General features: G+C 64.2%; 12 protein-coding genes. 3 read left to right on the forward strand and 9 right to left on the reverse strand.

The window, feature by feature from the left end; all coding sequences use genetic code 11:
- Nucleotides 1-21: 21 nt before the first annotated feature.
- The 3 genes from CFB41_RS32735 to CFB41_RS32745 form a co-directional block, all read right to left on the reverse strand.
- Nucleotides 22-1,443: an HD domain-containing phosphohydrolase gene (locus CFB41_RS32735; protein WP_089459456.1), complete on the reverse strand. Its 1,422-nt coding sequence runs from the start codon at nt 1,441-1,443 to the stop codon at nt 22-24.
- 111 nt (nt 1,444-1,554) lie between these two features.
- Nucleotides 1,555-2,004 (reverse strand): GNAT family N-acetyltransferase, encoded by a 450-nt coding sequence (locus tag CFB41_RS32740; protein ID WP_089459457.1) that lies wholly within the window; start codon nt 2,002-2,004, stop codon nt 1,555-1,557.
- A 102-nt stretch (nt 2,005-2,106) separates the two neighbouring features.
- Entirely contained in the window at nt 2,107-2,544 is a 438-nt protein-coding gene (locus tag CFB41_RS32745) for a tol-pal system YbgF family protein (protein WP_089459458.1), read from the reverse strand.
- 387 nt (nt 2,545-2,931) lie between these two features.
- On the opposite strand from CFB41_RS32745, the gene CFB41_RS32750 reads away from it, so the two are divergent.
- Together CFB41_RS32750 and CFB41_RS32755 are read left to right on the forward strand one after the other, a co-directional pair.
- On the forward strand, nt 2,932-3,423 hold the full coding sequence (locus CFB41_RS32750) for a hypothetical protein (RefSeq protein WP_089444336.1): 492 nt from the start codon (nt 2,932-2,934) through the stop codon (nt 3,421-3,423).
- Nucleotides 3,424-3,595: 172 nt separating this feature from the next.
- Complete coding sequence (locus tag CFB41_RS32755) at nt 3,596-4,219, forward strand: ATP-binding cassette domain-containing protein (RefSeq protein WP_089459459.1); 624 nt, start codon at nt 3,596-3,598, stop codon at nt 4,217-4,219.
- Nucleotides 4,220-4,452: 233 nt separating this feature from the next.
- Here the strand turns inward: CFB41_RS32755 and pntB are convergent, their stop codons facing one another.
- The 6 genes from pntB to CFB41_RS32785 form a co-directional block, all read right to left on the reverse strand.
- Nucleotides 4,453-5,865, reverse strand: a complete 1,413-nt coding sequence (pntB, locus tag CFB41_RS32760; protein WP_089459460.1) for a Re/Si-specific NAD(P)(+) transhydrogenase subunit beta — start codon at nt 5,863-5,865, stop codon at nt 4,453-4,455.
- A 13-nt stretch (nt 5,866-5,878) separates the two neighbouring features.
- The gene (locus CFB41_RS32765; RefSeq protein WP_089459461.1) at nt 5,879-7,471 is read right to left on the reverse strand and encodes a Re/Si-specific NAD(P)(+) transhydrogenase subunit alpha; all 1,593 of its coding nucleotides are present in this window, start codon (nt 7,469-7,471) and stop codon (nt 5,879-5,881) included.
- A gap of 521 nt (nt 7,472-7,992) precedes the next feature.
- A complete protein-coding gene (locus CFB41_RS32770; protein WP_089459462.1) occupies nt 7,993-8,301 on the reverse strand; it encodes a pyridoxal-phosphate dependent enzyme in 309 nt (102 codons plus the stop codon).
- Nucleotides 8,298-9,005, reverse strand: a complete 708-nt coding sequence (locus tag CFB41_RS32775; protein ID WP_089444341.1) for a transcriptional regulator — start codon at nt 9,003-9,005, stop codon at nt 8,298-8,300. The genes CFB41_RS32770 and CFB41_RS32775 overlap by 4 nt, the downstream gene beginning before the upstream one ends.
- Nucleotides 9,006-9,057: 52 nt before the next feature.
- Nucleotides 9,058-9,882, reverse strand: coding sequence for an ABC transporter substrate-binding protein (locus CFB41_RS32780; protein WP_373558636.1), 825 nt, complete (start codon nt 9,880-9,882; stop codon nt 9,058-9,060).
- Between the two features lie 166 nt (nt 9,883-10,048).
- Nucleotides 10,049-11,173: an aminotransferase gene (locus CFB41_RS32785; RefSeq protein WP_089444343.1), complete on the reverse strand. Its 1,125-nt coding sequence runs from the start codon at nt 11,171-11,173 to the stop codon at nt 10,049-10,051.
- Between the two features lie 322 nt (nt 11,174-11,495).
- Between CFB41_RS32785 and CFB41_RS32790 the strand changes: the two genes are divergently transcribed.
- On the forward strand, nt 11,496-12,641 hold the full coding sequence (locus CFB41_RS32790; protein WP_089459464.1) for a succinylglutamate desuccinylase/aspartoacylase family protein: 1,146 nt from the start codon (nt 11,496-11,498) through the stop codon (nt 12,639-12,641).
- Nucleotides 12,642-12,646 lie beyond the last annotated feature (5 nt).

Here is a 12,646-nt window from a genome sequence, read left to right on the forward strand (position 1 = left end):
CATCAGGCCGCGCGGCCGGGCTCAGGCCGGCGCCGCGCCCGCAGTCGGCGCGCCCTGCGCCGGCTTCGCCGCGGCCTGGCCGGCCAGCACGAGGATGTCGAACGACGTCCCCTCGCGCGTCTCGAAGCGGCGCACGAGCTCGATCTGGTGCGCCGACATCACGCTGCCCTTGGTCATCAGCAGCACGCCGCGATGCGTGCGCAGATCGTCGGCGAGCTGCATCCCTTCGCGCAGCTGCGCGGACTTGATCTCCGCGACCGACGCCGCGATGCCGAGGCTCGCCGGGTCCCGCATCAGCTCGATCAGGCCGTCGACGATCCGCGGGTCGTAACGCACGCCGGCCTGCGAGCGCAACGCGTCGAGCGCCTGCTCGACCGAATGCGGCGCCCCGATGTCGCCATTGCGCAGCCCTTCGAAATCGCGCGCGATCGCGAGGATTCGCGAGCCGAGCGGGATCGCGTCGCCCGCCAGGCCATCCGGCGTGCCGCGCCCGTTGAAGCGCTCGTACTGGTGCAGCACGATCGACGCGACCTTGTGCAGTTGCGCGACCGGTGTCAGCACCATCTGCGCGCGCAGCGGATGCTGCAGAAACAGGCCGTGCTCTTCCGCCGTCATCTTCGCGAGCGGCTTGCGCAGCAATTCGTCCGGCAGCGACAACTTGCCGATGCCGTGCAGCAGCCCCGCGAAATAGACATCCTGCGCATGCAACTCGCTCATCCCGGAGGTCAGCGCCAGCCGCCGCGCGATCTCGCCCACCCGCATCGCATGACCGCTGGCCGACCCGCAGCGGATCTCGATCATGCTCGCGCAGACCTGGACCATCGCGGTGAAGCTGCTTTTCAGGTCGCGTTCCGCGGCTTCGAGGAACATCACGGTCTGGCCGAGTTCCTCCGTGCGTGCGCGCACCTGCGTTTCGAGTTCCGTGTTGAACCGGCGCAGCGCTTCGTTCTGCGCTTCCGTCAGCGCGGCCAGCCGGGTCGCTTCACGCCGCAGGCGCCGTTGCTCCAGCGCCTGTTCGAGCGTCAGCAGCAGGTCGTGATCGTCCCACGGCTTGTTCAGGTAGCGATAGACGCCGCCGTCGTTGACGGCCTGCATGACCGACGCGATTTCCGCATAGCCGGTCAGCAGGATGCGCATCGTGTCCGGGTAGAGCGCTCGCGCGCGGGCCAGGAACTCCGCGCCGCTCATGCCCGGCATCCGCATGTCGGACACGATCAGGTCGACTTCGGTCGACGCCAGGACCTCGAGCGCCGCCTCGCCGCTTTCCGCGGTCAGGATCGCGTAGCCGGCGGGACGGAACACGCGCCTGAGCGCCGACAGCACGCTCGGCTCGTCGTCGACCAGCAGGATCGACGGCACGCCACCCGCATCGTCGGATGTCGCTGCCGCCCCGGTCGTTTCAGGCGATACCGCATTCAGTCCGTTTGTTGCAGATGTCGTCATGATGGCCTCGGACCATGTATTTATAGTCTCTCTGCATCATCGGCATGCGCCGCGCATTCCGTATCCGGGAAAACGCTGATGTGCTCGCCCGGATCGCACCGCGGCTGCGATCTACCCCGTCGCCGAACCCGGTGCGCGCACGTAGTAGATGTCCCACTCCGCTTCGTCGGCCTGCACGAAGCCGTGCCGGGCATAGAAGCGGTTCGAATCGCTGCCGCGCAGCGCGCCGACGCGAACGGGCATGCGCTGCGAGTCGGCGTCGGCCAGGATCCTGCGCAGCACGGCCGCGCCGATCCCCTTTCCCTGATGCTCGGGCACGATGTAGAGATGGTCGAGCAGCCAGTGATCGTCCTGCGGCCGCACCACGAAAAAGCCCGCGTTCACGCTGTCGACTCCGATGAAGCGGCATCGCGCCGGATCGAACGACGCGAGAAACCGGTCGCGCGCACGCTGGGGATCGAAGCGGCCGATGCGCTCGAGGCTGTCGCGCATCGCGGCGATGCGGATGGCAACCAGCGTCTCGGCGTCGGATCGGGTGACGAGTGGAAAGGTCAGGTTCATTGGCAAGTTGCGCTCATGCGGAGAAACGCCCGGCATCCCGGCGCGGGCGTCGAAGCCTGCTCGCGACGCCGGCCGGGGGGCTGGCGGCACGAATGACGCGCGTCAGGGCGTCTCGATGCCTTCTGCCCGCGTCGCCAGGAATCGCAGGTACTTGCCGTCCTCGTCCTCGAACAGCTCCGGCCCGCCGCTCGCATAGGCGCGCATCAGCTCGTCGGCCGCGCGGTCGAGATCGCCCAGCTCGAACTGGCACTGACCGAGCCGCAGGTGCAGGAACGGGTTGCCGATCGCGTTGGGGAAATGCATCGACTGGGCGAGATTGTCGCGTCCGGCCGCGTAGTTCGCCTGATGGAAATTCACGTCGCCGATGGCGGCCATCAACCAGGTGCCGGCTTCCCAGTTGGTCTTGGGTTCGGGAAGCAGGTCGAATCCCGCCCAGAATTTCTCGAGCGCGCCTGCGTAGTCGCCCTCTTCCATCAATGCATCGCCCGCGTCGCTCAGCGCGCCGATCCGTTCGTACAGCGCGTTGTCCAGTTCTGCCATGTCGAGTTCCTGTTCCGGAGTTGAAATCGGCCCGGTGCGGCCGGTGATTGCGATGCAATCGCGGTGATTGTGTGCAGTTTTTGCCGTGCTGGTCGGTCGTCCGAACGGCATTCATCCAGCATACCCGAGCCGTATGACGCGCGTGCCTCGACTTTCGGCGTAGCAGCACGTGCGGCTTGGGAAACGATCGCCCAATCCTGGGGGATGCGCCTGAATTTGCTTGCAGGCGGCACCGTTCTACAATTGGCTGTCGGCCGAGATCGCCTGCAACTGGGTGAATGGCCGACGTCGAGTGCACCCTTGCGGGCCGCAGGCGAACTCGGGCCGCCAAGGCAACCTTTCGCAGTCACATGAGCGCCCAACCCCCAACCTATCCGCCCCACCAACATGCTCACCGCCTTTGAACTCGCTGGTTTTGTTGCTGCGCATGCCGTCTGGTGTATCTCCGACGCAGATGGCCTTGTCCCTATGATGGCATTTCAGACTGACGATGGTCAGCGAAAATTCGAGCGGCTGGTGTTCGATGACGTAGGCGAGGCAGTCGAGCACGGCCGAAAGCAGCTCGAGAGCGACCCGTTCAATGCAAATGACGGTGTGCTGGCATACGACGGCCGGATCGCGACGCCAGAAGGCAAAAAGGTTGACGCGATCATTTTGGAAGCGCGTTCCTACGCTTTCCCGTGGGCAAAGGCGGCCATTGCGGTGGCCTACACACCGAAGAGCAGCGGCAACTTCCGTGTACACAAGCCCAAACTCATCTTGTGGGACAAGTGCGATGACTTTGATATCGGCGCCGCCATTGACTCATTCTTCAACGGCATTGCTTCACATCAGCAGGGCGCGAAGATTTGGAACGATGCGCTGGACGAGAGCAAGTAGGAATCGCCCGCTGCCGTTCTTCACTGACGGCACGTGGCCGCGGGCGCGTCGCGTGTCGCATTACACTATCGGCCGGCACGCTACGCGTCCCGACCATCCGTGTTGCCGGGCCTGCTGCCGACCGTGATGTCGGTCGCGCTCACCCGGCGAATTTTCGTTTGACTACCGACCCATGCTCCGCTTCGACAATCTCGGCAAGCGCTACGACAAGCGCGTCATCTTCAACGGACTCCACTACGCATCCGGCGCCGGATGCGTCGCGCTGTGCGACGAAACCGGCAGTGGCAAATCGACGTTGCTCGCCATGCTCGCCGGCACGCTCGACGCGGACGAGGGCGAGGTGTGGATCGGCGGCCATTCGCTGCGCACCGCGCCGCACGATGCAAAATCCGCGCTGGCGTACGTGCCTGACGATTGCCTCGCCTATCCGCTCCAGACCGGGCGCGCGTTTCTCGATCTCGTGGCGGCCGGCAGGAAGACCGTCGTCGACGCCCGCACGCTCGAGCTGGCCGATCGATTCGGGCTCGGCCCACATCTTGAGAAGCGCTTCGAGCAGATGTCGTTCGGCACGCGCAAGAAACTGTTCCTGACGGCGACGACGCTCGGCGCGCCCGCCGTCGTGATCGCCGACGATCCGGACAGCGGGCTCGATGCCGCGTCGCGTGCGGTGCTGATCGATCTGTTCAAGACGCTGGCTGCAGACCGTGCCGTCTTTTTTTCGACTTACGATCCGGCGTTGGCGCGCGCGTGCGACGCAAGGGTCGTCACTTTTGCGGCGCTTGGATTCGCTGGATAGACGGTAGCGTCGCGGGCGCAATCGCCGGGAAGGATCCAGTGTGGTGGCTGGCGGAGGGAGATCGGCGCATCGACAATCGATCGCCGTCATTTTATGGAAGGAAGTGCGAAACGGACCCACCCGCCCCGCACTTCCGTGACCGTCGCGATGCGCCTACCCGGCGCGCCGGGCCCCGATCAACCGACTGCCCAACACCGCAGCCGGCGATCGTTCGCACCGGGCCATGCGCACCGTCAGGCCTTCAACGCGCCGAACACCTCGTCCAGCATCTTCTTCGCGTCGCCGAACAGCATCCGGTTGTTGTCCTTGTAGAACAGCGGATTGTCGACGCCCGCATAGCCGGACGCCATGCTGCGCTTCATCACGATCGACGTCTTCGCCTTCCACACCTCGAGCACCGGCATGCCGGCGATCGGGCTGGCCGGATCTTCCTGCGCCGCCGGGTTCACGATGTCGTTCGCGCCGATCACCATCGACACGTCGGCTTCGGGGAAATCGCCGTTGATCTCGTCCATCTCCATCACGATGTCGTAAGGCACCTTCGCCTCGGCGAGCAGCACGTTCATGTGCCCCGGCATGCGCCCGGCCACCGGATGGATCGCGAAACGCACGTCGACGCCCTTCTCGCGCAACACCTTCGTGAGTTCATGCACGGTGTGCTGCGCTTGCGCCACGGCCATCCCGTACCCCGGCACGATGATCACGCTCTTCGCATCGCGCAGCAGCTCGGCCGTCTCCAGCGCGCTCACCGCCACCACTTCGCCGGCCGGCTGCGCACTGCCGCCGGCCGCCGCGGGCGCACCGCTGCCGGTGCCGAAGCCGCCGGCAATCACGCTGATGAAGTTGCGGTTCATCGCGCGGCACATGATGTACGACAGGATCGCGCCCGACGAGCCCACCAGCGCGCCGATCACGATCAGCAGGTCGTTTCCGAGCATGAAGCCGGTAGCGGCCGCCGCCCAGCCCGAGTAGCTGTTGAGCATCGACACCACGACGGGCATGTCCGCGCCGCCGATCGCCATCACCATGTGCACGCCGAACAGCAGCGACACCACCGTCATCACGATGAGCGGCGTCATGCCGTCCTGGACCGTCTCCGCATGCAGGAACGCGCGACCGAACACGATCACCACCACCAGCGCGGCCAGGTTGAGCCAGTGCCGGGCCGGCAGCAGCAACGGCTTGCCGCCGATCTTGCCGGAGAGCTTGCCGAATGCGATCACCGAGCCCGCGAAGGTCACCGCACCGATCAGGATGCCGACATAAATTTCCACTTCGTGGATCGCGTGCTCCGCGCCCGTGTACTGCACCGACGTATCGATGTAGCTCGCGAAGCCCACCAGGCACGCCGCCAGGCCGACCAGGCTGTGCATCAGCGCAACCAGCTCGGGCATCTGCGTCATCTGCACCTTCTTCGCGGCGTAGAGCCCCACCGCGCCGCCGACGACCAGCGCAGCCACGATGTACGGAATGCCCTCGGCCGACACGCGCGGGCCGAGCACCGTGGCGAGCACGGCGATCAGCATGCCGATCATGCCGAGCAGGTTGCCGCGCCGTGCGGTTTCGGGATTGGCCAGCCCGCCGAGGCTGAGAATGAAGAGGATGGCCGCGCCGATATAGGAGACGGTAGTCAGATTGGAAGTCATTGTTATCGTCTCCTTACTTGCGGAACATCGCCAGCATGCGTCGCGTCACCGCGAAGCCGCCGAACATGTTGACGGCCGTGAGCGTCAGCGCGCCCACCGCCAGGCCCAGGATCAGCCCGGACGGACGGCCCTCCGCCGCCGCGTCGCCCAACGGCGGCGCGACCTGCACCAGCGCGCCGATCGCGATGATCGACGAGATCGCGTTGGTGACGCTCATCAGCGGCGTATGCAGCGACGGCGTAACGTTCCAGATCACCATGTAGCCGACGAAGCAGGCCAGTACGAACACCGTGAAGTGCGCGAGGAACGTGGCCGGCGCGAACTGGCCGACCAGCAGGAACAACAGTGCGCCGACGGCGAACGTGATGGCGAGCGACTTCGCCGACATCGGCGCGCCGCTGCCGTGGCCGTGGCCCTTGGACGCGGTGGCCGCGACCGGCGGCGTGGCGGGTTTCGGGGCGGCGGCCGGCTGCTGGATCGGCGGGGGCGGCCACGTGACGTTGCCTTCCTTGATGACCGTGAGGCCGCGGATCGCGTCGTCGCTGAAGTCGACGTTGATCGTGCCGTCCTTGCCCTTGCACAGCTCCTCGACCACGCGCAGCAGGTTGGTCGCATACAGCGTCGACGACTGTCGTGCCAGGCGCGACGCGAGATCCGTGTAGCCGACGATGGTCACGCCATGACGCACCACGGCTTCGCCCGGCACCGTCAGTTCGCAGTTGCCGCCTTGTTCGCCGGCCATGTCGATGATCACGCTGCCCGGCTTCATCGACTGCACCATCTCGGCCGTGATCAGCTTCGGCGCCGGCTTGCCGGGAATCAGCGCGGTGGTGATGATGATGTCCGCCTCCTTGGCCTGCTGCGCGTACATCGCGCGCTGCGCCTGCTGGAAGCCTTCGCTCATCACCTTCGCGTAGCCGCCGCCGCCCGAGCCTTCTTCCTCGTAGTCGACCTTGACGAATTCCCCGCCCAGCGACTTGACCTGGTCGGCCACTTCCGCGCGCGTGTCGTTGGCGCGCACGATCGCGCCGAGGCCCGCGGCCGTGCCGATCGCCGCGAGGCCGGCGACACCCGCGCCGGCGATGAACACCTTGGCCGGCGGCACCTTGCCCGCGGCCGTGATCTGCCCGTTGAAGTAGCGGCCGAATGCATGGGCCGCCTCGATGACGGCGCGGTAGCCGCTCACGCCGGCCATCGACGTGAGCGCATCCATCTTCTGCGCGCGCGACAGCGTGCGCGGCAGCGAATCGATCGCCAGCACCGTGGCCCGCTTCGCGGCCAGCTGCTGCATCAGTTCAGGGTTCTGGGCCGGCCAGACGAAGCCGATCAGCGTGCCGCCCTCGCGCATCAGCGCGACTTCATCGCTGCTCGGCGGGCGCACCTTGAGGACGATGTCGCTGCGGCCCCATAGATCGGCGGCCGTCGGCACGACTTCGGCGCCGGCCGTGCGGTAGTCGTCATCGCTGAAGTTCGCGCCGGTGCCGGCGCCGCTTTGCACGGCCACCGAGAACCCGAGCTTGATCAGCTTTTCGACCACGTCGGGAACGGTCGCTACGCGCCGCTCCTCGTGGGCCGTCTCCAGAGGGACCCCAATCTGTAATGTCATATCCTGAACTGTCAGTAGTGGCCGTCGCGAGGAATTACGGCCTGCGTTTCACGTCACCCAACTCAATCCGTGTACGACCTTGCTCCGCGCGCAGCTTGGCACTCCCGCGCGAATTTCACAAACGATCGATCCTCTAATCGATGGTGTTGTCAGGGCAAACCAGTTCATGCTCCTGCCTGATTATGCTGACGAATATCCGGCGCAGGTTCCGAGCGGATAAAACCCGTCAAGCATATCCCGTGCCAGAGTCTTTCCAAAATTTATCTTTTGAATCGGCGCGCATTCAATCCATGAATCCCCTGTCTGGACACGACGGGGCGGGCACCCTCGCGCTCGCCGGCCGGAACCGCGCGGCACGGGCCGCCGGCGCGTGAATCCGTTTGAAACGTGAATAATCGGCGATCGGCACACGAGCACCGGAATCGGTTTCATCGAGAATGCCCTTGCTTACCGGAACAATGCCATTTGTCGCGCGCCAACGACATAATCCGTGCGGCCGACGCGCTTCGGTGCCGGCGAGTTTAATGGAGAATGCTGACTGACTCGTCGAACTGATTTTCGTCAGGACAGGGGAAGACCGATGAAAACGCTCCCGGTGAAGCCCCAGGGGTCTTGCCGTTCCGCCGCGTCTTCGCATCCGGGAGCCGCACCGGGTTCGTGGCGCCGCGAAACTTGAACGAACCTGCATGTTGCAGGTGCTCGCACTTCAGATATCCGCGACGCCCGAAGACCGCGGACAGCATCGGGCTGAACGCCAGGGGCGTCACCGCCGCCTGAGGGCGAATCGCGCGATGTGCTTCCTCGATCCGGTCAAACAAACGCTCCGTCACCCTTCACCTCTGAGCTCCTTCAGATAGTTGAAGATCGTCGCGCGCCCCAACGCCAGGACCTTTGCGACATAGTTCGCGGCGCTCTTTCCGTTGAATGCGCCTTCCGCATACAACGCCGCGACGAGTTCACGCTTATGCTCTCGTGTCAGCATCGACAACGTGAGCTTGCGCTCCTGCAGCCAGTGATCGAGGAAGACATTCACCCGATCCTGCCAATCGTCGCGGAACAGCTTCTCCGGTTGCGGCTGCAGCACCGCGCTCGACAGCAATAGTTCGAGTGCCTGCTTTGCCTGATCGAGCGCGGCCTGGTGAAAATTGATGCACATGACCCCGACAGGCTCACCCGACTCGGTTCGCAACACGGCACTGATCGAGCGGATCTTGCGACCGTCCCAGCCGAGCTTTTCGTACGGGCCGATCACATTCTCCTGTTCGTCGAAACCGATTTCCTCGAGTGCCGAATCGTCGCCCACCTCCCGCTTGGACAAATTGTTCGCAACGTATGCGACCGTTTGCGTCGAGAGGTCGTGCAGCACGACTTCCGTATAAGGCTGGAACAGTAGCGCGATCGCATCGGCAACCGCGTGGTGCGGGGCAACCTGCCCCGTACCCGCCTGCCGTTTGCCGCGCTTCGTCGCGCTCGTCCTGGTTCGATCGCCCGTCTTGCCGGTGGATCCGTTGGCGGGCGATGGTGCTCTGCTCATGTCTGTTTTTCCGAATCGATGCAGACCTGACGCAGTGCACGTCCGTCTCCGGTCAATGCACTGCCAGGTCCACCGTAAAATACTTTTTCAGAAGCTGCTGATAGGTGCCGTTGCGTTTGAGTTCGGCAAATGCCCCATTGAGCGCCTCGCGAAGCGAGTGGTCGCCCTTGCGCACCGCAATGCCGACACCCGTGCCGATGATTTTCGCATCATTGACGGGGTTCCCGGCGAATGCGAAATCCTTTCCGCTCGGTTTGCTCAGGAACCCGAGGCTCGCCGCCGTCGCGTCCACGAACGTCGCGTCGATACGCCCCATCACCAGGTCCGCATACACCTCGTCCTGGGTCTGATAGCTCTGGACGCTCACATGCTTCGGCGCCCACATCTGCTTCGCATACTGTTCCTGGATCGACCCCTGCAGCACGCCGACGCTATGCCCCGCGAGTGCCTCGGGCGTCGGCCGCAGCGTGCTGCCCTTGCGCGCGACGAGCTGGGCCGGCGTCAGATACAGCGGCACCGTGAAATCCACCTGTTCGGCCCGTTTCGCGTTGATGTTCATCGCCGAATCGATTGCGTCGAACTTGCGCGCCTGCAACGCGGGAATCAAGCCGTCGTAGGCATTCTCCACCCACACGCATTTCGCCTTCAGTTGTGCGCAGAGCGCATTCCCGAGGTCGATGTCGAAGCCCTCGAGCTGTCCGGACGTCGCCTTTGATTCGAACGGGGGGTACGCGGCTTCCAGGCCGAACCGAATGGTCTTGACGCCTTCCGCTTGAACCCCTTCTCCCCACATCGCCATCGCCGCAAGCGCAACCGCGAACACCGCTCGAACACCTTGCTTCCTCATCACCGTCTCCTCACACCAGGTTAGGTCCATGCAACGATCGGTGCAGCGAGCACGTCGCGTCTTCAGGCAAGAGACCGGAATGACCGACCGCCTTGCCGTCGACGTCGATTGATCGTCATGTACTTTTTAGTCGGGCTCGAATGAAGGATCCGGCGCCGCCTCGGCACCGGTATCCGCGGGTCGATACCCGTGCCCGTCAGCTTGCCTTCGTACGCAGGTAATCCGATACGCGTGCCAGCCCCTTCTCGAGGACATCGCGGTGGTTTGCATAACCGATCCGGACGTAACCTTCCATCTCGAGCGCACTCCCCGGCGTGAACATCACACCCGTCGCCTCCAGCAATTCAACACAGAACTCACGCGACGGCATGTCGAACGCATATTTCAGCAGCGCAGTCGTGCCCGATTTCGGCTTGATCCAGGAAATCGCGGGCTCCCGGTCGACCCACGCCTCGAGGATCGCGAGATTGGTGCGGACGATATCGAGATTGCGCTTCATGATCGCATCGCGGTGCTCGAGCGCGAGGGTGGCGAAGTAGTCGTCGATCATCCCCACGCTGATGGTGTTGTAGTCGCGATGGACGGCGACTGCCCGAATCAGGTCGGTCGGACCGGCAATCCAGCCCAGACGCAACCCCGCAAGCGAATAGGTCTTCGACATGCTGGCCGTGCTGATGCCCTTTTCGTAGAGGTCCGCGATCGACGCGCTATACCCGCTCCCCTCCTGATCCGTGCCGCGATACACCTCGTCGCAAAGGACATGGGCATCGCAACGGCGAGCGATCTCCGCGACCTTGCTCAGAAAGGCTTCGTCCATCAGCGATCCTGTCGGGTTGTTCGGGTTGTTGATGGCGATGAGGCGCGTTTTTCCGTCGACGAGCGACTCGAGTTCGGCAAGATCCGGCAAGAAGCCGTTCTCTTCGCGGAGCTTCAGGACCTTGACGTTTGCGCCATAGCTCTCCGGAATCGAGTAGTGCTGCTGATAAGTCGGCATGACTGAAACGACGGTGTCGCCGGGTTCGACGAGCGTTTCGTAGATCAATGCATTCCCGCCGATTGCACCGTGCGTCACGATCACGTTAGCCGCCGACTGCTTCGAATACGTGCGAGCGATCGCCTCGCGCAGCCGGGATGTCCCTTCGATCGCGCCGTACGTCAGCTTCATCGGCCGCAGGTCGTCGAGTACGGACTCCTGACGACCGGTCAGCGTGAGCAGCTGGTCGACGGTCAGCGATTCGACACACGTTTCCGCAAGGTTGTACGCGCAGTGGTGCTCGTAGAGATCCATCCAGCGCTCGACACCGAATTCCTTGATTTTCATGTCAGTCCGTTCCTTTGATATGGATTGCGCGGTCTGCCATCGGCCGCGTGTATAGAAAACGAGTAGGTCAGCACTGCATCCGGCGCGACATCTCCGTTGCAGGCGGCTTCCGCCTGTTGCCCGATCGCGAATTCCACTGCGACCCGACATTCCTGTGGGACAACCTGCCCAAAGTATCCGCTTCCTAAACTCAAATGTCCATAGTAGACTGAAAAATCCATTTTTCAATCATGGAACGCGGATCCAGCCGGGGATCGACGAACGAGCACCCGGTCGGTGCCCGCCCTCCCACGGCACCGAACCACACGAGAGGAAACCACGCATGACCTATCGACGCATCGAGATTCCCCTGCCGTCGCCGGCGCCAGGGGTTGCGCTCAGCCTGACGGCGCACCGGTTCGGCAATATCGATCACGGCCGCAGCATCTATTTCCATGCCGGCCTGCATGCGGACGAGCATCCCGGCCTGCTTGTCCTGCAACACATGCTCGAGGCACTGCACGCGCTGGACCGGGACGGGCGCATCGACGGTTGCGTCACGGTCGTCCCGTTTGCCAATCCGATCGGTCTGTCGCAGCGGCTCTTTGGCCCTGTCGTCGGGCGCTTCGATTTCGAGAACGGTGAGAACTTCAACAGGAACTTCCCGGCACTCGGGCGAGCCGTCGCACAGCGTTTGCGCGAAGACGATGCATCGAGCCTCACGCGTTCCGAGTGGAAGCGTTTCTTTCGCGGCCTGCTGGACGGCGGCAACGCAATGAGCCCGGCGGCCGCGATGAAGCTTGAATTGGCCAGGCTGGCGATCGAGCATGACATCGTCATCGACCTTCACTGCGACACCGATGCCATCGCCCACGTCTACGCATCGACGCTCCAGCGTGAACGCGCAATGAAGGTGGCGTGGTGGGTCGACGCCCCGGTCGTTCTGCTGGAACCCGCCGGCGCCGGAGGGGGCGCGTTCGATCAGAGCCATTCGGGCGCATGGGGCGAACTGCAGCGGGCAGGCCTGTTCGATGGCGAGGCGAGCGGCTTTTCCGCGACGATCGAATTGCGCGGCCAGTCGGACGTCAACGACGCGCTCGCGTCGACCGATGCCACAAGATTGCTGCGCTTTGCCGAATCCGAAGGTGTCCTGTCTTTTCCCGACCCGTTCGACGACTGCGCAGGACTCGCGTCACCCGAAGCGTTTCCGCTGGAAGGCGCGGCCCACGTTCGTTGCCCTTGCGCCGGCGTGATCGTGTATCGGCGCACCCCTGGGGACCGGATTGCGGCAGGCGAGACGTTTGCCGAGATCGTTCGACTCGACGGTCCGGAGATCAATTCGCGCGTTCCGGTTGTCAGCCCGATTGACGGCGTGATGGTTGTGCGTCAACTCCAGAAACTCGTGCGTCCGGGACAACGCGCGGCACTGATTGCCGGCGACGTCCCGCTCGTCGGTCGCGATCCCGGCAATTTGCTGCTGGATTTCTGACCGCT

Origin of the sequence: Burkholderia sp. AU33803 (assembly GCF_002223095.1) — a bacterium.
Classification (GTDB): Bacteria; Pseudomonadota; Gammaproteobacteria; order Burkholderiales; family Burkholderiaceae; genus Burkholderia.